Source organism: Streptomyces siamensis (genome assembly GCF_039543605.1).
Classification (GTDB): Bacteria; Actinomycetota; Actinomycetes; order Streptomycetales; family Streptomycetaceae; genus Streptomyces; species Streptomyces siamensis.
The window spans coordinates 306324-326477 of the sequence record NZ_BAABKB010000005.1 but is presented as its reverse complement, the minus strand read 5'-3'; the positions used below and the strand labels follow the sequence as shown (position 1 = coordinate 326477).

General features: G+C 72.2%; 19 protein-coding genes. 9 read left to right on the top strand and 10 right to left on the bottom strand.

The window, feature by feature from the left end; translation table 11 throughout:
• Positions 1-69: 69 nt before the first annotated feature.
• The 5 genes from ABEB03_RS13230 to ABEB03_RS13210 all read right to left on the bottom strand — a co-directional run bounded on the left by ABEB03_RS13230 (position 70) and on the right by ABEB03_RS13210 (position 5008).
• Positions 70-861, bottom strand: coding sequence for an ABC transporter permease (locus tag ABEB03_RS13230; RefSeq protein ID WP_345646776.1), 792 nt, complete (start codon positions 859-861; stop codon positions 70-72).
• Positions 858-1844, bottom strand: a complete 987-nt coding sequence (locus ABEB03_RS13225) for an ATP-binding cassette domain-containing protein (RefSeq protein WP_345647035.1) — start codon at positions 1842-1844, stop codon at positions 858-860. Before ABEB03_RS13225 ends, ABEB03_RS13230 begins: the two co-directional genes overlap by 4 nt.
• Before the next feature lie 125 nt (positions 1845-1969).
• Positions 1970-2812, bottom strand: a complete 843-nt coding sequence (locus tag ABEB03_RS13220) for a DUF4097 family beta strand repeat-containing protein (protein ID WP_345646773.1) — start codon at positions 2810-2812, stop codon at positions 1970-1972.
• An 82-nt stretch (positions 2813-2894) separates the two neighbouring features.
• Positions 2895-3413 carry a toxin-antitoxin system HicB family antitoxin gene (locus ABEB03_RS13215; RefSeq protein WP_345646770.1) on the bottom strand — a complete coding sequence of 173 codons (519 nt, stop codon included), beginning with the start codon at positions 3411-3413 and terminating at the stop codon, positions 2895-2897.
• A gap of 374 nt (positions 3414-3787) precedes the next feature.
• Positions 3788-5008, bottom strand: coding sequence for an MFS transporter (locus tag ABEB03_RS13210; protein WP_345646767.1), 1221 nt, complete (start codon positions 5006-5008; stop codon positions 3788-3790).
• 67 nt (positions 5009-5075) lie between these two features.
• Between ABEB03_RS13210 and ABEB03_RS13205 the strand changes: the two genes are divergently transcribed.
• The 4 genes from ABEB03_RS13205 (at position 5076) to ABEB03_RS13190 (ending at position 8087) form a co-directional block, all read left to right on the top strand.
• On the top strand, positions 5076-6080 hold the full coding sequence (locus ABEB03_RS13205) for an ArsR/SmtB family transcription factor (RefSeq protein WP_345647032.1): 1005 nt from the start codon (positions 5076-5078) through the stop codon (positions 6078-6080).
• 303 nt (positions 6081-6383) lie between these two features.
• On the top strand, positions 6384-6896 hold the full coding sequence (locus tag ABEB03_RS13200) for a helix-turn-helix domain-containing protein (RefSeq protein WP_345646764.1): 513 nt from the start codon (positions 6384-6386) through the stop codon (positions 6894-6896).
• Positions 6897-7002: 106 nt separating this feature from the next.
• Entirely contained in the window at positions 7003-7596 is a 594-nt protein-coding gene (locus ABEB03_RS13195; protein WP_345646761.1) for a hypothetical protein, read from the top strand.
• Positions 7597-7760: 164 nt separating this feature from the next.
• Complete coding sequence (locus tag ABEB03_RS13190; protein ID WP_373557557.1) at positions 7761-8087, top strand: DUF2516 family protein; 327 nt, start codon at positions 7761-7763, stop codon at positions 8085-8087.
• Positions 8088-8286: 199 nt separating this feature from the next.
• On the opposite strand, the gene ABEB03_RS13185 is transcribed toward ABEB03_RS13190, so the two are convergent.
• The 3 genes from ABEB03_RS13185 to ABEB03_RS13175 all read right to left on the bottom strand — a co-directional run bounded on the left by ABEB03_RS13185 (position 8287) and on the right by ABEB03_RS13175 (position 12127).
• Positions 8287-9615, bottom strand: a complete 1329-nt coding sequence (locus ABEB03_RS13185; protein ID WP_345646756.1) for a PP2C family protein-serine/threonine phosphatase — start codon at positions 9613-9615, stop codon at positions 8287-8289.
• 334 nt (positions 9616-9949) lie between these two features.
• Complete coding sequence (locus tag ABEB03_RS13180) at positions 9950-11035, bottom strand: C40 family peptidase (RefSeq protein WP_345646753.1); 1086 nt, start codon at positions 11033-11035, stop codon at positions 9950-9952.
• Positions 11036-11287: 252 nt separating this feature from the next.
• On the bottom strand, positions 11288-12127 hold the full coding sequence (locus ABEB03_RS13175; RefSeq protein ID WP_345646750.1) for a class I SAM-dependent methyltransferase: 840 nt from the start codon (positions 12125-12127) through the stop codon (positions 11288-11290).
• Positions 12128-12444: 317 nt separating this feature from the next.
• Here ABEB03_RS13175 and mshA point away from each other — a divergent pair, with 317 nt between their 5' ends.
• The 3 genes from mshA (at position 12445) to ABEB03_RS13160 (ending at position 16362) form a co-directional block, all read left to right on the top strand.
• On the top strand, positions 12445-13782 hold the full coding sequence (gene mshA / locus ABEB03_RS13170; RefSeq protein WP_345646747.1) for a D-inositol-3-phosphate glycosyltransferase: 1338 nt from the start codon (positions 12445-12447) through the stop codon (positions 13780-13782).
• 162 nt (positions 13783-13944) lie between these two features.
• The gene (locus ABEB03_RS13165; RefSeq protein WP_345646744.1) at positions 13945-14445 is read left to right on the top strand and encodes a type III secretion system chaperone family protein; all 501 of its coding nucleotides are present in this window, start codon (positions 13945-13947) and stop codon (positions 14443-14445) included.
• 126 nt (positions 14446-14571) lie between these two features.
• Positions 14572-16362, top strand: coding sequence for a glycosyl hydrolase family 28-related protein (locus tag ABEB03_RS13160; protein WP_345646741.1), 1791 nt, complete (start codon positions 14572-14574; stop codon positions 16360-16362).
• Here the strand turns inward: ABEB03_RS13160 and ABEB03_RS13155 are convergent.
• A complete protein-coding gene (locus ABEB03_RS13155) occupies positions 16359-17180 on the bottom strand; it encodes a helix-turn-helix transcriptional regulator (RefSeq protein ID WP_345646738.1) in 822 nt (273 codons plus the stop codon). The genes ABEB03_RS13160 and ABEB03_RS13155 overlap by 4 nt on opposite strands.
• Positions 17181-17229: 49 nt before the next feature.
• Here ABEB03_RS13155 and ABEB03_RS13150 point away from each other — a divergent pair, with 49 nt between their 5' ends.
• Positions 17230-17676 carry a DUF2000 domain-containing protein gene (locus ABEB03_RS13150; protein WP_345646736.1) on the top strand — a complete coding sequence of 149 codons (447 nt, stop codon included), beginning with the start codon at positions 17230-17232 and terminating at the stop codon, positions 17674-17676.
• Positions 17677-17848: 172 nt separating this feature from the next.
• Here ABEB03_RS13150 and ABEB03_RS13145 read toward each other — a convergent pair whose 3' ends face one another.
• Entirely contained in the window at positions 17849-19129 is a 1281-nt protein-coding gene (locus ABEB03_RS13145; protein ID WP_345646734.1) for an MDR family MFS transporter, read from the bottom strand.
• Positions 19130-19312: 183 nt separating this feature from the next.
• Here ABEB03_RS13145 and ABEB03_RS13140 point away from each other — a divergent pair, with 183 nt between their 5' ends.
• Positions 19313-20074: a phosphoglyceromutase gene (locus ABEB03_RS13140; protein ID WP_345646731.1), complete on the top strand. Its 762-nt coding sequence runs from the start codon at positions 19313-19315 to the stop codon at positions 20072-20074.
• Positions 20075-20154: the final 80 nt, after the last annotated feature.

Here is a 20154-nt window from a genome sequence, read left to right as displayed (position 1 = left end):
ACAGGGAGTCGGGGTACGCCGCCCTCGGGCGGTACGGGCCGCGACGGGCGGCCCGCGCGGTCGCCGCGGCTACTTCGGGTCGCGGTCGAAGACCGCCTTCGACCAGAAGTGGCCGAGTGCGCACAGAGCCAGGCACCAGCCGACCGCGAGCCATCCGTTGTGCCCGATCCCGGTGCCGAGCAGCAGCCCGCGCAGGGTCTCGATGGCGGGGGTGAAGGGCTGGTACTCGGCGATCGGCTGGAACCAGCCCGGCATCGCGTCGACCGGGACGAAGGCGCTGGAGATGAGCGGGAGGAAGATCAGCGGCAGCGCGTTGTTGCTGGCCGCCTCCGCGTTCGGGCTGACCATGCCCATCCCGACCGCGATCCAGGTGAGCGCCAGGGAGAACAGTACGAGCAGCCCGAACGCCGCGATCCACTCCAGTGCGGTGGCGTCCGTGGCCCGGAACCCCATGGCCACCGCGACGGCCCCGACGAGGAGCACGCTCATCACACACTGCAGCACGCTGCCGACGACGTGTCCGACGAGCACGGAGCCGCGGTGGATCGCCATCGTGCGGAAGCGGGCGATGATGCCCTCGGACATGTCCATGGAGACGGACACCGCGCTGCCGACCGTGGTGCCGCCGACGGTCATCAGCAGCACGCCGGGTACGAGATAGGCGATGTACGCGGAGCGGTCGGCACCGCCGCCGCCGATGCCCGCGCTCATCACGTCGCCGAAGACATAGACGAAGAGCAGCAGCAGCATGACCGGCGTGAGCAGCAGGTTCAGGGTGAGGGACGGGTAGCGCCGTACGTGCAGCAGATTGCGGCGCAGCATCGTGGTCGAGTCGCGCACGGCGAGGGACAGGGAGCTCATCGGACAGCCATGCCTTTCTTGTCGGTCCGGCCGGTGCCGCCGGTCAGGGCGAAGAAGACGTCGTCGAGGTCGGGGGTGTGCACGGTCAGCTCGTCGGCCTCGACACCCGCCGCGTCCAGCCGGTCGAGCAGGGCGCGCAGTGCCCGCTGGCTGCCGTCGCTGGGGATCTGGAGCGTCAGGGCCTCGTCGTCCCCGGTGATCTCGGGCAGCGCGGTGGCGGCGCTCCGGTACGCGGCCGGATCGGTGAAGCGGAGGCGGACATGGCCTCCGGGGATCAGGCGCTTCAGTTCCTCGGCGGTGCCGTGGGCGACGATCTTGCCGTCGTTGAGCACGGCGATGCCGTCGGCGAGTTCGTCTGCCTCCTCCAGGTACTGGGTGGTGAGGAAGACGGTGACGCCGTCGGTGACCAGCTCGCGGATGATCTGCCACATGGTGTGGCGTGAGCGGGGGTCCAGGCCGGTGGTGGGCTCGTCGAGGAAGATGATCCGCGGGCTGCCGACCAGGGTCATGGCGATGTCGAGGCGGCGCTTCATGCCGCCGGAGTAGGTGGAGGCGGGCTTCTTCGCCGCGTCGGCGAGGTCGAAGAGCTCCAGCAGTTCGGCGGTGACCCGTCGTCCCTCCCGCTTGGACAGGTGGTGCAGGTCGGCCATGAGGAGCATGTTCTCCTCGCCGGTGATCAGCCCGTCGACGGCGGAGAACTGGCCGGTGACTCCGATCGCGGCGCGTACTCCGTCCGGTGACGTGGCCACGTCGTGTCCCGCGACCTGGGCCTGGCCGCCGTCGGCGGTGATGAGCGTGGACAGGATCTGCACGGTGGTGGTCTTGCCGGCACCGTTCGGCCCGAGCAGCGCGAACACGGACCCGGCGGGGACGCGCAGATCGATGCCGTCGAGGACGGTCTTGTCGCCGTACGACTTGCGCAGACCGATGGCGGAGAGGGCGGCGGGCGACTGCGGACCGTCACCCTGCCTGGGCGTGGGCATGACAGAAGAAGGCATGGAGCCCTCCGTTCGAAGGCTGAAGTGGGCGGAGAGTGGGGTCGGTCGACGGCGTGGCGCTCAGGGCGGGTCGACGGGGCGGTGCTCAGGGCCGATCGACGGGGCGGTGCTCAGGCCTTGGCGCGGCGGACGTCGATGTTGCCGTGCCGGGTGCGGGCGCGGACCTCGACGGTGTCCTCGGTCTGCTCCGGGGTCTGGGACGCGGTGAGCGCGTTGCGGACCTGGCCGGAGCCCGAGCTGACGTCGAGCCAGGCGGCCGTGCCCTCGCGGACACCGACCTCGATGGCGCCGTAGTTGGTCTCCAACTGGACCGTGCCACGGGCCACTTCGCCCACACGCAGGGTGCCGTGCGCGGTGGTGGCGGTGACCGAGTTCTCGGCGCGCCGGATCTCGATGTCGCCGTTGGCGCCGCTCACCCGCAGTTCGCCGGTCGCGGCGCCGACGGTCGTGGTGCCGTGCGAGTTCTTCAGGACGGCGGGGCCGTCGACGAGGCCGACGCGCAGGCTGCCGGAGCTGGTGGTGATCTCGGCCAGGCCCTCGACGCGGTCCACGGTGATCGATCCGTGCGACGCCTTCAGGTGCAGCGGGCCCGTGGTGTCGAGTCGGACGTCGCCGGACGAGGTCTTCACACGGACCTCGCCGAGCCGGCCCTCGCCGAGCACCTGGGCCCAGGCGCCGGTCATGTCGATGTGCGAGCCGGTGGGCAGCTCGACCGTGACGTCGACGGTGCCGGTGCGGCCGAACAGGTTGGACTTGGGCGTCCTGACGGTCAGAGCGCCGCTCACGTAGGTGACCTCGGTCTGGTCGGCCGCCCGCACGTCCAGGTCCTTCTTCGGGTCGCGGGGCCGTACCTCGACGACGGTGTCGAGGCGGTCGCCCGCGGTGAACTGGATGGAACCGGCCTCCACGTGCGCCGTGGCCGAGATCGCTTCGGGAGTGTCGAAAGAAGGCATGGCTGTCCCGTCCTCTTGGGTCTTCAGGTCGTCCCCGCTGGTGGGACGCGGTGTGGGTGAGGTGGTGCGGGCGGTGGTGCGGTTAGCGCACCCAGCCCGTGAAGCTCTGGCCGACGGTCTGGGTCTTCTCCGTCGTACGCGGCCGGGGGCCGCTGTCGACCGCGGCCGACACGGCCCGCACCAGCCAGGCGTTGACCGACAGGCCCTCGCGGTTCGCGGCCTCCTCGGCGCGTGCCTTGAGGTGGGCCGGCAGACGCAGATTGACGCGGGCGGTGGCGCCCTCGTCGCCCTCGGCGGGAGCCGGGGTCCTGAGCGGTTCGAAGAGTGCGACGGGCTCCGCGGGGGCGGGGCCGTCGGTGGGCGGCGGTGTCACCACGAAGTCGGGGTCGAGCCCGCGCAGGCGTACGTCGACCGAGCCGGGGGCGAGCTCGCGGGTGATCTCGTCCATCGCGGCGGAGAGCACATTGAGCAGGGTCAGCCGGGTCGCCGACTCCAGGGGAGCGGTGAGCCGCTCGGCCAGCTCGCGGGCTTCGTCCCCGCCGGCTTCGGCGGCCACCGCGAGTTCGCGGCGGAGGGTGTCGACATACGGGGTGAGGTCCATGACGCCATCATGGCGCCATAGTGGTGCCATGTGCAAGCCCATAGCGCCACCTCTTCGGGATGGGTAGCGAGAGTGCGCTTCTGACCTGCGAAAACGTGAAGAAGGCGGTCTGATTCGTTGTGGTGTCAGGGGTGCTCACGTGCCTCGTGGGGGCATCGAATGGCGCCAGGTGGCGCCAGGTGGCGCCGAGTGGCACCGGGTGGCGCCGAGTGGCACCGGGTGGCACAGAATGGCGCCGCATGACATCGCACGGTGCCACCCGATGTCACGTGGCGCCACTCAGTGCCATCCAGTGCCATGTGGCGCCACCGTGCTCACCCGGGCGGACCGGGCACGCCATGGCCCGTGGTCGTCCGGTCCGCCCACGGTCCGGGTCAGTCCGTGGCGGCCGGCTCCGACGGGACGCCCGGACGTGCACCGGTGACGGCCGGCTGTCGGTCCTCGTGCCGGCCCAATGCCGCGAGGGTCAGGGTCACGGTGACCGAGCCGGCCGCCATCAGCGTCATCGCCGTGGCCGGAGAGGTCAGTTGGGCCAGCGTGCCCGCGAGGGCGGCGCCGACGCCCTGGAGGGCGGCCATGCCGCTGGCGTGCAGGCCGAGGGCCTGGCCCGCGAGGTCGTCGGGGGTGAGGGACATCAGACGTTCCTGCAGGACCAGGCTCGCGGCGAAGCCGACGGAGGCGACGGTGCAGGCCACGGCCGACAGCGCCACTCCCGGCCGCAGGACGAAGAAGAGGTAGGGAGCCGCGAGCAGCAGGCGCAGCGGGGTCGCGAGCCGGGCACGCGCCGCGGGCGGGACCAGGCGGCCCACCGCCATGTCGCCCACGAACATGCCCAGCGCCCCGCACGCGTACAGCGTGCCGGCGGCCGAGGGCGCGTAGGAGACGTAGAGCGAATCGCTGCCGACCACCAGACCGTTGGGGACCCACAGGCCCAGGTACGCGAGGCGGCGGGGGCGTGAGGACCACAGGAGGGCGTTGGTGCGCCAGGTCGCCGACAGGGACGGGCGGCCGGAGGCGCGCGGCGGGCGGGCGGTGAGGCCCAGGCGGGTCACGACGGCCGACGCCAGATACAGCGCCGCCGCGAGGAGCAGACAGGTCCGTGGGGACAGGAGCGCCAGCAGGGCGCCGCCCGTCGCGAAACCGGCCACCTGCGTCAGGCCCCAGAGCATGTTGAAGACCGAACGGCCCAGGACGTAGCCGTCCTTGGGCAGGATCTCGTTCAGCAGTCCCCCGCGGACACCGCCGCCCAGCGACGCGACCAGGCCCTGCAGGAGCACGACGGCGAAGACCGCCGCGACCGACAGACCGGGCAGCGCCAGCACCGCCGTACCGGCCGCGAAGGCAAGGGCGAGGCCGGACAGGATCGCGCGCGGGGGCAGGCGGTCGGCGCCCGAGAGCAGGAACGTGCCCCCCACGAGCTGCGCCAGCTGTGGGCCGAACATGCTCACCGCCGACAGCAGCGGGGAGCCGGTGGCCCGGAAGATCAGCGTGCCGAGGGCCAGTGCGCCGACCGTCTGGGCCGCTGCGAAAGCGGCGAAGGAGAGCAGGAACGGTCTGAACTCCGGTACGCGGAACAGGGTTCGGTAGCTGCGCATGCGACAGAGTCTCGGAGCGGCCCGGGGCCTTGTTTACTGTTTCGCCGAGATGCGAAAGGTCGTGGGCATGGGCCTGTGGCAGATCGACACCGACACCCTCGCCGGCAGCCGGTTCGTGCTCTCGCCGTTCGCCGAGACCTTCGCGAGCCTGAAGCTGCTGCACGCGGAGACCGGTGCCCATCCGGGCGAGGAGGCCTGGCTGCGCGCGCACCTGCCCGGCTACCGCGCGCGCCTCGCGGCCGACCCGGTGGCCGCTCCACTCGTGCGGGCGGCACTCGGCACCTCCTGGATCGCCGACTTCTTCTGCCCCACCTCGTGCGAGGGAGAGAGCTTCGAGGAGACCGTGACCCGGGTGCGGGCGGCCGGGGCCGGGGACGCGCGGGCCGACCTCCGCGTGTCCCTCCGGGGCCCGCTCCCCGCCGCCCTGGAACGGGACGACCTGCCCGAACGCGCGGCCGCGCTCCTGACGTACGTCTGGACGGAGACCGTGCGGCCGTACTGGGAGCGTCGGCGGCGCGTGCTGGAGGCCGACGTGGTCGCGCGGACCGCGCGCGTGAGCCGGGGCGGCTGGGCCGCCGTGCTGAACTCGCTCCGGCCGGGGACCCGCTGGCTCGGGGAGAGCCGGTTCCAGGTCAACCTGAACGCGTATCCGCCGCGGGAGATCGCCGCCGGGGCCGAGCTGCTGTTCATGCCGGTGACCCCGAGGACCGGGTGGGTGTCGTGGGAGGGGCGCGAGCGGTACGCCGTCGTCTACCCGTGCCTCGGCGTGCTCGCCGAGGACCACGACCGGCGGCCCGTGCCGGCCGGGCTCGGGGCGCTCATCGGGGCCGCGCGCGCCGGGCTGCTGGTGCTGCTCGGCACGCCCATGAGCACGACCCAGCTGGTCGCCGTGACCGGACAGGGGCTGGGATCGGTGGGGCGGCATCTGCGGGTACTGCTGAACGCGGGGCTGGTGGAGCGCCGGCGGTCCGGGCGGTCCGTGCTGTACGCGCGGACCGCGGCCGGGGAGGTGCTCATGGAGGCGTCGGGAGCCGGCACCGGTCACCGGGAGCCGGAACCGGGGTTCCCATAGCCGGGCCGGCCCGGCGGATACCTCCAGTGCGCCCTGGATCTTCCGTCTCACACAACGGTGGGGGGAGCGAGGTCCTGACCTGCGGTGCCCCCGGGCCAGGTTCCTCCTCGGCATCGACTCTCAGGAACGTGCCTGCAACATGCCCGGGACCCGGTCCCGCCTGCCCACAGAAGGGCGGGGATGCCCACACGTCGCGAGGACAGGACACGTATCGCTGTGTGACGGGGCGGTCGCCGCGTGGCGTGGCGCACTTTTGCAAGCGGGTGCTTGCAATTGTTAGCGGGGGTGCGGCAAGGTGGAGGCATGGCATCGCTCAACGTCGGCAATCTTGGTGAGTATCTGCGGGAACAGCGGCGCAACGCGCAGCTGTCGCTGCGGCAGCTCGCCGACGCCGCCGGAGTGTCCAATCCGTACCTGAGCCAGATCGAGCGCGGGCTGCGCAAGCCCAGCGCGGAGGTGTTGCAGCAGGTCGCCAAGGCCCTGCGGATCTCCGCCGAGACGCTCTACGTGCGGGCCGGCATCCTCGACGCCGAGCGGGACCGGGACGAGGTGGAGACGCGCGCCGTCATCCTCGCCGATCCCACGCTGAACGAGCGGCAGAAGCAGGTGCTGCTCCAGATCTACGAGTCCTTCCGCAAGGAGAACGGGTTCGAGATCGCCCGGCCGGACGAGGACGCGCGGAGCCCCGAGGTGCCCGGTGTCGATCTGCACGACGGCACCGGCATACCCGCAGCTCAGGACAGACCGGACAGCGCAGCCCGCGGCCCCCGCACGGCCGACGGCAGCGGTGCCGATCCGCAGCAGACCGCCAGTTGATCCGCAGATGAGCAGCACGAGCACCGCCGGAACGACCGTACGCAGGCCGGTCTTGCCGCGGACCACCAAAACCCTCAGCCGAACGCCACACGGGAGGACCATCGTCATGGCCATCACCGACGACATCCGCAAGGCCGCCACCGACCCGACCCCGCTCTACTTCCTCGCCGGCACCGCCGACCTGGCCGTGGAGCAGGCCCGGAAGGTCCCCGGCATCGTGGAGCAGATCCGTGCCGAGGCCCCGGCACGCATCGAGACCGTCCGCAACATCGATCCGAACGCCGTCCAGGAGAAGGCCGCCGCCCGCGCCAAGGAGGCGCAGGAGACGATCCAGACCCGGGTCACGGAGTTCATCAGCACCCTCGACACCGACCTGAAGAAGCTCGGTGAGTCCGCCCAGGACCTCGCTCTGCGCGGTGTCGGCGTCGCCGCCGAGTACGCCGTCAAGGCCCGGGAGACCTACGAGAAGGTCGCCGAGCGCGGCGAGCAGACCGTGAAGACCTGGCGCGGCGAGGTCGCCGACGAGATCGAGGACCTCGCGGTGGCCGTCGAGCCGAAGGCCGAGCCGGTCGAGGTCAAGGACGAGGGCAGGCCCGTCACGGCCGTGGCCGAGCCCGCCCCGGCCAAGAAGCCCGTGGCGAAGAAGGCCCCGGCGGCCCGCAAGGCCACGGCGAAGAAGACCACCCCGCCCGCGAAGTAGGCGGCAGCCCGCCGCCCGGCGGGCAGCAGCGCACGACGTGCCGGCCCGCTCGGGCCGGCACGTCGCGATGTGGGCACGGGCCGGGCACTCTCTGAGTTCCCGGCCCGTTCTCCGGGTACGGTGGCCGTAGAGACGACTCGACCCGGGCGGTGGGCATAGTGCTGATGACGGCATTCGGCGGCTTCATGTGGCTGATCTTCACTGCCATGCTGGTGCTCGCCGTGGTGGCGCTGGTGATGGCCGCGGTCGCCCGCGAGGACGCGTACCGCGCCGCCGACAAGCAGAACAAGATGTTCTGGCTGATCATCCTCGGCGTCACGGTCGCCGTGAACCTTCTGGTGCCGATGCTGTTCCTGCAGATCGCGGGTCTGATCGCCACCATCGTCTTCTTCGTGGACGTCCGCCCCGCCCTCCGCCAGGTCTCCGGCGGCGGCCGCCGCGGCGGAAGCAGCAGCGACGGCCCCTACGGCCCGTACAACGGCGGCCGGTGACCCGGCGGACCGGACAGCGGCGCCCGGTGACCCGGCCGACCGGATGAACGTCGGCCGGTGACCCGGCCGCAGCCGTGTCCCACCGCCCCGCCGCAGCCGTGTCCCACCGCCCCGCCGCAGCCGTGTCCCACCGCCCCCGCACGGCACAGGTGTGCGTGCCGCGGACCCCGTGGCCCGGGCACGATCCGACAGGCGGGCCTCAGGGCGTCCTGTCCAGCAGCAGCACCGCCACGTCGTCCGTCAGCTCACCGCCGTTGAGTTCGCGCACCTCGCTCACCGCGGCGCGCAGCAGTTCCTCTCCCTGGAGCCCCTGGGCCAGCTGACGGCGGACCATGTCCACCATGCCGTCCTGGCCGAGCCGGTCCTTGCCCTCACCTATGTGGCCCTCGATCAGGCCGTCGGTGTACAGCATCAGGCTCCACGCGGCGCCCAGCTCCACCTGCATGCGCGGCCAGCGCGCGTGCGGCACCAGACCGAGCGCGGGGCCGTTGTTGTCGTAGGGCAGCAGCTCGGCCTGGCGGCCGGGGCGGGAGATCAGCGGGGACGGGTGACCGGCCAGGCAGAGCCCGGCGCGGCGGCCGTCCGGAGCGATGTCCACGGTGCAGAGCGTCGCGAAGATCTCGTCGCTCTCGCGCTCGTGCTCCAGGACCTGCTGGAGCGTCGAGAGGAGTTCGTCGCCGCACAGGCCCGCGAAGGTCAGGGCACGCCAGGCGATGCGCAGCTCCACGCCGAGCGCCGCCTCGTCGGGCCCGTGCCCGCAGACGTCGCCGATCATCGCGTGCACGGTGCCGTCGGCGGTGCGCACGGTGTCGTAGAAGTCGCCGCCGAGCAGGGCGCGGGAGCGGCCCGGACGGTAGCGCGCGGCGAAACGCAGCGGGGAGCCCTCCAGCAGCGGGGTCGGCAGCAGGCCGCGCTCCAGGCGCGCGTTCTCCTGGGCGCGGAGCTTCGACTCGGTGAGCCGGCGCTCGGCCCGGTCGGAACGCTTGCGCTCCACCGCGTACCGGATGGCGCGGCTCAGCAGCCGCCCGTCGAGTTCCTCGCGCAGGAGGTAGTCCTGAGCGCCCACCCGCACCGCCTCGGCGCCGCGCTCGGCGTCGCCGGACGCGGTGAGCGCGAGGACGGCATGCCGGGGGGCGAGCTGAAGGACGTGCTTGAGCACGGTCAGCTCGTCGTCGCCCTCCGCCGCCCGGCCCGGCGCGGGCAGCGCGAGGTCGAGCAGGATGCAGTGGACGTCGTCGGTGAGCAGCCGCTCGGCCTCGGTGAGGTTGCGGGCGGTACGGACGCGGATCGGCTTGCCGGCCGCGTCGAGCATTTCGGGCACGCTGAGGGAACCGGCCGGATCGTCCTCGATGACCAGCAGGGTCAGATTGGTGGTGCTGTCGACCGGAGCGGTGGCGCGAGGCGCCGGGACTGACCCGGAGGGGCCTCCGGTCGCATGTCCGGATGGGCCGCCGGGTGAGAACACGGCTTGAGCCTGACCACTCTCCACGGCCGGGATCGCTCTCTGCCGCGGTACGGGTACGGGCATCGTGTGGGTTCCTTCCCTCCCCCCGAGGGCGTGGTGGGGCAAGGGACCTCGACCCACCGACGGGGACCATAGCGTCAGCCGGTGCCGCAGCGGAATGGCGTATGGCACGGCGTCCGGCAAACAGCCAGCGTCATATGCCGCATCCCGTAACGCATTTGGACAGGACGCGGCCTCACCGGGGATGACGAAGGTCACGTCCTCCGGGTTGACTCCCGAGGGCAACCGTGTGGTGGGTCACGTGCGACAGGTCACGCGGCTCCCCGGGGTGGGGTCCGGGGCGGGGCTTTCGGGGTGCGGTCCGCGTCACGTGGCTCCCCGGGGCGGGGTGTGGGGGTCACGCGTCGGGCCGGACGACCCCGAGGATCGGCATCGAACCGGCTCCGGTGATCGTCACCGTCCGGCCGGGCCGGGGGGCGTGCACGATCGCGCCGTCTCCTATGTACATCCCGACGTGGCTCGCGTCGTCGAAGTAGATGATCAGGTCGCCGGGGCGCATGTCCTTGATGTCGACGCGGTGGAGCTGCTTCCACTGCTCCTGCGAGGTGCGCGGGATGGGGTGGCCGGCGGACGCCCAGGCCTGGGAGGTGAGGCCCGAGCAGTCGTAGGACTTCGGGCCCTCGGCGCCCCACTCGTAGGGCTTGCCGATCTGGCCGGTCGCGTACTTCACGGCCTTCTTGCCCTGCGCGGACGCCTCGCTGTTGATCTCGGCGAGGACGCCGGAGCTCAGCCAGGCCGTCTGCGCCTGGTAGGCGGCCTCCTCCTCCAGCTTCGCCAGCCGCTCCTTCTCCTCCTTCTCCAGCTGGGACTCCAGCTTCTCGGCGTCGGAGATGCGCTGCTTGATCTTCTTCTTGGCCGCGGCCTTGGCCTTGCGGTTGGCCTCCAGCTTCTGCCACTGCGCGGAGGCGTCCTTCGCGTACTGCTCCAAGTCCTGCTGGGTGCGCGTCAGCTCGCCGAGCAGCCCCTTGGTCGCGTGCTGGCCCTGCCGCACGCGTCCCGCGCCGTCCAGGAACTCCTGCGGGTCGTCGCTCAGCCACAGCCGTGCCTCGGGGGGCAGCCCTCCGCCGCGGTACTGCGCCCGCGCCGCGGCGCCCGCCCGGTCCTTCAGTTTGTCCAGTTTGGCCTGGCCCTTGACGATCTCGCGGGCCAGGTCGACGAGTTCGGCGGACTGCTTCTTCGCCTTCTCCTCGGCCGCGTTGTAGGCATCCGTGGCGAGTGCCGCGTCGTGGTAGAGCTTGTCCAGCTTCGCGCGGACCGCTTCGAGGTCCTTGTCGGCCGCCGGCGTCGGGGTCGCGGTGGGTGTCCGGGTCGGTGTCGGTGTCGGACTCGCGTACGCCACGCCCGGTGTTGCCAGCACCGCGCAGGCACATGCGCAGGCCAGGGCCATGGCTGCCGTGGTCAGGCTCCGCTTGCCGGATCCCATGTACCCGCCCCCAAGCTGATTTACCGTCAGTAACTTACGGATGCATCGGGGATCGTGCCATGTCGGAGCGCAATGCGACAGAGGCGGGCAAGAACTCCCTTCCCCCGCACCCGCTTCCGCAAGACGATCTCCCCGCCGGTGTGACGAATCAGTCACCGAATTCGTTCCGCTCGCGCCGTGGTGCCGGAGCGCGGCAGGTCATGGCCCCCTGGCGGCCGTCGGGCAGAGCTCCGGAGCCGAGTTGTCCCGGTGTCAGAACCGGGCGGAGCAGGACTCCTGGGCCGTGCCCGGCGCCAACGCCTCCCAGCGCACCGTCACTTCGCCCTGCCGCCAGCGCGTCACGCCGTCGGTCACCGGCCAGTCGGCCTTCAGGTCGCGGACCGTGCGTATCCAGCGCTGTCGCGCGCCGTACGAGGCGTAGGGCGCGGCGGCCGCCCAGGCGCGGTCGAAGTCGCGCAGGAAGGCGTGGACGGGCTCGCCCGGGACATTGCGGTGGATGAGGGCCTTCGGCAGGCGCTCGGCCAGGTCGGACGGTCGGTCCAGGGAGCCGAGCCGGGTGGCGAAGGTGACGGTGCGGGGGCCCTCCGGGCCGAGGGCGACCCAGACGTGCCGGCGGCCGATCTCGTCGCAGGTGCCCTCGACGAGCAGCCCGCCCCGGCCGGCGGGTCCGGCCGGCGCGAGGCGGGCGCACAGGCGCCGCCAGACCTCGGCGACCTGCTCCTCGTCGTACTGGCGCAGCACGTTGGCGGCGCGGATGAGGGTCGGGCTGCCGGGCACGGGCACCTCGAAGCCGCCGTGCCGGAAGGTGAGGCCCTCGCGCTCGTACGGACGGGCTGCCGCGACGCGGGCCGGTTCGATCTCCACGCCCACCACGCGGGTGCGCGGTGCCGTGGTGCGCAGACGGGCCAGGAGCTCGACCGCCGTCCAGGGCGCCGCGCCGTACCCGAGGTCGACGGCCACCGGGTCGGTGGACCTGCGCAGTTCGGCGCCGTGGACGGCCGCGATCCAGCGGTCCATGCGACGCAGGCGGTTGGGGTTGGTCGTCCCGCGCGTCACCGTACCCACGGGGCGGGACGCGGCGCGGGTTGTCATGCGTACGAGAGTAGGCGCGTCCGGCGGGGGCCGGTCACGCCTGTGGACAACCTCCCGGCCCCTTGCCCACACCTGTGGAAAACATCCCGGCCCACCGCCCCTGGGCGCCCCCGGAGGGTGCCCGCCCCGGAGGACCGCCTCGGAGCGCGTACGCCCCCGGGGCGCGGCGGTGTACGCATCCAGCTATCGAACGGTTGAGCGAGCTGGGGTAATGATTCGGCAAAGAGGAAATGGAGCAGGCCGCTCCGGCGTTCCCCCTCTTCGGAGGGCGTGCCGCGTCCTCCGACCGGCATGCCCGCAGCAAGGAGGAACGCCACGTGAGCCAGTACGTCGGCAGGCTCGGGCGTCGCTCCCCGACGGCGTCCGCACGGCTCAGGCTGCACCGCAGGCCCCGTCGCGTCGCGATGCTCTCCGTGCACACCTCGCCGCTGCACCAGCCCGGCACGGGCGACGCCGGCGGCATGAACGTGTACATCGTGGAGCTCGCGCAGCGCCTCGCCGCGATCAACATCGAGGTCGAGATCTTCACGCGCGCCACCACCGGCGCCCTGCCGCCGGCCGTCGAGCTGGCCCCCGGCGTCCTCGTCCGGCACGTCGACGCGGGCCCCTACGAAGGCCTCGCCAAGGAAGACCTGCCCGCCCAGCTGTGCGCCTTCACGCACGGCGTGATGCAGGCCTGGGCCGGTCACCGCCCCGGCTACTACGACCTGGTCCACTCGCACTACTGGCTCTCCGGCCACGTCGGCTGGCTCGCCGCCGAGCGCTGGGGCGCGCCCCTGGTGCACGCGATGCACACCATGGCGAAGGTCAAGAACGCCGCGCTGGCCGAGGGCGACACCCCCGAGCCGGCCGCCCGTGTCATCGGCGAGACCCAGATCGTGCGCGCCGCCGACCGCCTCATCGCGAACACCGCGGAGGAGGCGGACGAACTCGTCCGCCACTACGACGCCGAACCCGGAAAGGTCGCCGTCGTCCACCCCGGCGTCAACCTCGACCGCTTCCGTCCCGCCGACGGCCGCGCCGCCGCCCGGGCCCGCCTCGGGCTCCCGCAGGACGCGCTGATCCCCCTCTTCGCGGGCCGCATACAGCCCCTGAAGGCCCCCGACGTGCTGCTGCGCGCCGTCGCCGTCCTGCTCGACGAGCGTCCGGAACTGCGCGGCAGGATCGTCGTCCCCGTGGTCGGCGGCCCCAGCGGCAGCGGTCTCGCCAAGCCCGAGGGGCTGCAGAAGCTCGCCGCGCGGCTGGGCATCGCCGACGTCGTGCGCTTCCGGCCGCCCGTCGGCCAGGAGCAGCTGGCGGACTGGTTCCGGGCGGCGTCGGTGCTGGTCATGCCCTCGTACAGCGAGTCCTTCGGCCTGGTCGCCATCGAGGCGCAGGCGGCCGGTACGCCGGTGCTCGCGGCGTCGGTCGGCGGACTGCCCGTCGCCGTGTGCGACCAGAAGACCGGCTTCCTCGTGCAGGGCCATGAACCCGCCGCCTACGCACGCCTGCTGCGCCGTTTCGCGGACGACCGGGAGCTCACGGACCGGATGGGCGCCGCCGCCGCACGTCACGCGGAATGCTTCGGCTGGGACGCCGCCGCCGGTGCCACGGCGGACGTGTACACGGCCGCGGCGCAGGCCCACCGGCGCCGGGTGCGTGCGCGCACCGGCTGACACCTGGCCGCGGCGGTGGCGGGTGCGTGCCCGTCACCGCCGACACTCGTCCGCGGGGGTCGGGGTGCGTGCCCGCCCCGGCCGGCACCGGCCCGCGGCGGCGCCGGCCGCCGCGGTCGCACCGGCCTCCGGGCCGTGCCCGCTCTGACGTACGCTCCCTGCATGGCGGACGTACAGCAGGCGGCACAGGTCATCGAGGGGGTCTTCAAGGACGCCGAGCTCGAGTGGGAGAGCCCCGAGCCCGGCACGTACGTGGTCAAGCTCCCCGGCACCCGGAAGCTGTCCACGACCGTCTCGCTGATCGTCGGCAAGCACTCGCTGTCGCTGAACGCGTTCGTGATCCGCCACCCCGACGAGAACGCGGAAGCGGTCCACCGCTGGCTGCTGGAGCGCAACCTGAAGCTCTACGGGGTCGGTTACGCGGTCGACCCGCTCGGGGACGTCTACCTGGTCGGCAAGCTGCCGCTGGCCGCGGTCACCCCGCAGGAGGTCGACCGGCTGCTCGGCTCCGTCCTGGAGGCCGCCGACGGTGCCTTCAACACCCTTCTGGAGCTCGGTTTCGCGTCAGCGATCCGCAGGGAGTACGCCTGGCGGGTGTCCCGCGGCGAGTCGACCCGCAATCTGGACGCGTTCAGTCATCTGACCCAGCGTCCCGCCAACTGACCGACCCCGCTCGGCAATTAGGGGTCGCACACCCTCTTCCCCGCCCGGAGTCCTCGTGGCATGCTCGCCGCCGACGCAGATCTGAACGTCGTTCACATCCATGGAAACAATGGAGGGCGGACGGGTATGAGCAACGGGAGCTTCGGGAACAACGGGGACGGCGAGAACGGCCAGAACGGCCAGAACGGCGGGAACGCAGCGCTCGACCGCGGCGAGGGGAACAGCGGGCGCGGCACCGTCACCAGACGGCGCCTGCTCGCCGGCGCCACCGCCGTGGCCGCCGTCGCCGTGACCGGCGCGGCGGGTACGGCCGCCGCGTCCCCCGCACGCCAGGGCCACGCCCCCGCCGCGGGACAGGGCCAAGTCCCCGCCCTCTGGCACGAGTTCACCCGCACGCCGTTCACCCACCCGCAGATCCCGTACGTCGGCCGGTCCGGCCGCGGCGGCGGGGCGGCGCGCTTCCCCCGTCGCCCCGTCGTCGCCGACATCCGCGACCACGGCGACGTGACGGACGACGGCAGCACCGACTGCGCCCCCGCGATCAACCGTGCCATCGCCGCTGCCGGGAGGGCCGGCGGTGGCACGGTTCTCATCCCGCCCGGCACCTTCCGCATCGACGACCTGATTCGCCTCGGGCACTCGAACGTCGTCCTGCGCGGTGCCGGCAGCGACCGTACGAAGCTGTACGCGACCCGGAACCTCACCGAGCTGATCGGCGCCTACGGCTCCCGCTACGGCGGCGACAAGTCGTCCTGGTCCTGGGCGGGCGGCCTCATCTGGCTTGCCCCGACCGCCCGTTGGGAGTCGCTCGTCGCCGCGATCAGGGCGAAGGCCTGGCCCTTCGAGGGCTGGACCGGCAACAGGCGCGACGAGTGGGAGACCCTCACGACGGTCGAACCCGCCCGCCAGGGCTCCTGGACCGTGACGGTCGCCGACGCGTCCCGGCTGCGGCCCGGCGGACTCGTGCTGCTCCGCCTCGCCGACGACGCCGGCCACACGCTCCTGGAGCACATGTCGGGCGGAGGCCCCGGCCCCGAGGCGTACTACTGGGACGACAAGACGAAACTCACCTCGTACGTCCCCTACGAGTGGCCCGTGCGCATCACACACGTCCGCGGCCGCAAAGTCACCCTGGAGCGCCCCCTCCCGCTCGACGTCCGGCCCGAATGGGATCCGCGCCTGACCACGCACGTGCCGGAACTGACCGGCTCGGGGGTCGAGGGACTCACCCTGGAGGCCGTCGAGACCCCGCAGTCCCCGCACCTGCTCGACAAGGGGTACAACGGCGTCGTCTTCCAGTGCGCCTACGACTGCTGGGCCGACGACGTCGTCGTGCGCCACGTGGACAACGGCTTCGGCCTCGTCGCCGCCTCCGCCTGCACCCTGCGCCGCACCAGGGTCGCCGGCCGCGGCTCGCACCACCCGTACTTCTGCCGCGAAGGCTCGCACGACAACCTCGTCGAGGACTTCACCGTCGAGCAGCGCACGGTACCCGCCCCCGCGGGGACCCAGCTCCACGGCATCAACGTCGAAGGCCTGTCCTCGTACAACGTCTGGTCGCGCGGAGACATGCAGATGGGCACCTTCGACAGCCACCGCGGGCTGCCGTTCGCGAACGTCCGCACCGACATCACGGTGAACAACAACGGCCGCCACGGCGGCGACGCCTCCGCCGGACCGCTGTTCGGCGCGCGCTTCACCCACTGGAACATCCGCGTGACCAACGGCCGCGCCGGCCTCATCAAGATCGACGGCCTCGCGCCCCGCAGCGCCACCGTAGGGGTCGACGAGGTCAGCGAGTTCGACCAGATCGACGTACCGGACTTCACCGGGGACCTGCACTCCCGTCTGGAGCTGTACGGGACCACGGACGTGGTGCGCCCGCGCAATCTGTACGAGGCCCAGCGCGACCTCTAGAACGGCCCCCCGACCGGCCGGCCGAGGCCGGTGCGCGCGTACCGGCCCGGAGTCACCCCCACCAACCGCTTGAAATGGCGGCCGAGATGGGACTGGTCGTAGAAGCCGGTCGCGGCGGCGACGTCGCCCGGCGCCCCGCCGTCGAGCAGCAGACGGCGGGCGCGGTCGACGCGACGGGACATCAGGTACTGGTGCGGGGCGATGCCGTACGCCTCGCTGAACGCCCGCACCAGATGGGCGGGATGGGCGTGCACCAGCCCGGCCGCCTCGTCGAGGGTGAGGCCCGCGACCAGCCGCTCGTCGAGGAGTTCGCGCAGCCGGCGGGCGAGCGGGCGGTCGGGGCGCGCCGGTGCGCCGGCCGCCCGGGGGCGCAGCCGGCCGCGCAGCCGCTCCGCGACCAGCGTCAGCCTGCTCTCCGCCTCCAGTTCGTCCCCCGGGTGCGCGAGCGTGGTGTGCATCTGCCCGACACGGCGTCGCAGCACCGGATCGACGAGGTCCGGCCCGTCCATCGCGGGCCCGATCCAGCTCTCGTCGAGCATGCTCAGGTCGAGGTAGAGGACGCGCTTGCGGAAGCCGTGCTCGGTGACCGGCGAACCGTTGTGGGGGACGTACGGCGGGAGCAGCGAGACCGTGTCGTGCGGGGTGCCGTGTTCGTGCCGGTCGAGGTCGTACCGCACCGCCCCGTCGTCGACGATCAGCAGCGTCCACGCCTCGTGGACGTGCATCGGGTACGCGTACTCGGTGTAGTGGGCGTGGAAGACCTCCACGACACCCGGGACTCCCGGACGCCACGCCGTGATCTCCCGATGCGGGGCCATGCAAAGAACGTACAAGACGACGCGGTAGGGCGGTCGGCAGTCTCGACGCATGAGCAGCGGCACCGGCAGCCCGGACATCGAACCCATCCGCTTCGACACCAAGATCGCCGTCCTGTTGCGGGACGACCTGGAGCCCTGGCAGCGGCTCAATGTGACCGCGTTCCTCGTCAGCGGCCTCGGCAGCGCCGTCCCCGAGGTGATCGGCGAGCCGTACGAGGACGCCGACGGGACCGCCTATCTGGCCATGTTCCGGCAGCCCGTCCTCGTCTTCGAGGGGTCCAAGGAGACCCTGACCGCCGCCCACGGCCGTGCGCTGTCCCGGCAGCTGCCGCGGGCCGTCTTCACCTCCGACCTGTTCGCCACCGGCAACGACCGGGACAACCGGGCGGCCGTGCGGGCCGTGCCGGCGGCGGACCTGGACCTCGTGGGGATGGCCGTGTACGGGCCGCGCAACGGGGTGGACAAGGTGATGAAGGGCGCGCGGATGCACCACTGAACACGGGCGGGCCGGACATCTACGGCGGAACGCCGGGGCGGTCGGAGAGCCCCGGTGCGCCGGCCGCACGGGGGTTGTCGATTGTCCCCGCCCGCCCCGCATCGCACCGGTGTCCCTGTGCCCTGTGCCGTGTGTCTCTCCGTCCCGTCGTCCCGTCGTCCGTGCCCCGGCGTCAGGCGGCTCCGACCTCCGTCGGCGGGGAGACCGGCGGCGCGGCGGAGGACGCGACCGGCGTCTCCGCGAAGGAGGGCTCCTCCGCGGGCAGGCTCCGCATCAGCATCGCGTACCCCAGCCCCGCCGCCGTGCCGACCACGGCGCACAGCCCCCACAGCCACTCCGCGCCGAACCGGTCGATGACCAGACCGGACATCAGGGGAGCGACGAGCGCGGCGAGGGACCAGGACAGGGTGTACATGCCCTGGTAGCGGCCACGGCCGTGCACCGGGGAGAGGCGGACGACCAGCCCCGTCTGGGTGGGCGCGTTGACGATCTCCGCGAGTGTCCACACGCACACCGTCAGGGCGAAGACCCCGACCGAGCCGGCGAAGGCGGTGAGGCCGAAGCCGTACCCGGCGAGCAGCGACGAGACCACGAGCAGCCGCTTCGGGTCCCGGTGCTCGATGAAACGGGTGACCGGGATCTGGAGGGCGACGATGAGGACGCCGTTGACGGCGACCGCCATGCCGTAGTCGGCCGGGGTGAAGCCCGCCTCGCCCATCGCGACCGGAAGCCCCACGGACCCCTGCTGGAAGACGAGGGCGACGAGGAAGGACAGCCCGACGACGCTCATGAACCGTCCGTCGCGCAGCACGGTCCCGAGACCGACCGCCGGTTGAGCCGTGGCCTTGTCGGTGAGCACCGGCCGGGACTCCGGCAGCTTCACGAACACGACGACGGCGCAGACCAGCGTCATCCCGGCCTCGATCAGGAAGCCCGCGAGGTAACTGAACTCGGCGATGAATCCGGCCGCCATGGAGGAGACGGCGAACCCCAGGTTGATCGCCCAGTAGTTGAGGGAGAACGCGCGCACGCGGTCCTCCGGGCGGACGATGTCGGCCATCATCGCCTGCACGGCGGGCCGGGAGGCGTTCGAGGCCATGCCCACCAGGAAGGCGACCGCGGCGATCGCCACGGGGTCGTGCACGAAGCCGAGCAGTGCGACCGCGAAGGCCGTGGACAGCTGGGAGATCAGCAGGGTGGGCCGGCGGCCCAGGCGGTCGGTCATCACACCGCCGCCGAGCGAGGAGACGACACCGCCCAGGCCGTGCAGGGACGCCACCAGACCCGCGTACGAGGCGGAGTACCCGCGGTCCAGGGTGAGGTACAGCGCCATGAAGGTCGCGACGAAGGCGCCGAGCCGGTTCACGAGGGTGCTGGTCCACAGCCACCAGAACTCACGGGGGAGCCCCGAGACGGTCTCTCGGGCGGCGCGTCTCAGCGAGACGAGTGACATGCGGGACCCCCCGGTCAGGCAGGCGAGTAAGCGGCTCAAGCGGTGAGCACAACTTACGAAGAGAGGGAGCCGGAAGGCCACTCGATTAACAGATGCCGTCAACCGACCGGCGACGACGGGCCGCGCTGTCCGCCTGCCGGGCGAGGGCGCGAGCGATCAGCGGGTTCGATTACGCTCGGGGCCATGGCCGACGCACCGTACAAGCTGATCCTCCTCCGCCACGGCGAGAGCGAATGGAACGCGAAGAACCTGTTCACCGGTTGGGTGGACGTCAACCTCAACGAGAAGGGCGAGAAGGAGGCAGTCCGCGGCGGTGAGCTGCTCAAGGACGCCGGCCTGCTGCCCGACGTGGTCCACACGTCGCTCCAGAAGCGCGCGATCCGCACGGCGCAGCTCGCGCTGGAGGCCGCCGACCGCCACTGGATCCCGGTCCACCGCTCCTGGCGCCTGAACGAGCGGCACTACGGCGCCCTCCAGGGCAAGGACAAGGCGCAGACGCTCGCCGAGTTCGGCGAGGAGCAGTTCATGCTCTGGCGCCGCTCGTACGACACCCCGCCCCCGCCGCTCGCGCGTGACGCCGAGTACTCCCAGTTCGACGACGCGCGCTACGCGACGCTCCCGCCGGAGCTGCGCCCGCAGACGGAGTGCCTGAAGGACGTCGTCGTCCGCATGCTTCCGTACTGGTTCGACGGCATCGTCCCGGACCTCCTCACCGGCCGCACGGTCCTGGTCGCCGCCCACGGCAACAGCCTGCGCGCCCTCGTCAAGCACCTCGACGGCATCTCCGACGCCGACATCGCGGGCCTGAACATCCCGACCGGCATCCCCCTCGCCTACGAGCTGGACGCCGACTTCAAGCCGGTCAAGCCCGGCGGCACCTACCTCGACCCGGAGGCCGCCGCGGCCGCCATCGAGGCGGTCAAGAACCAGGGCAAGAAGAAGTAGGTTTTGTGATCATGCCCCCGACCTGCACTTATGGTGCGGATCGGGGGCGTTTTCGTGGCCCGGGAGAACCAGGCGTTCTC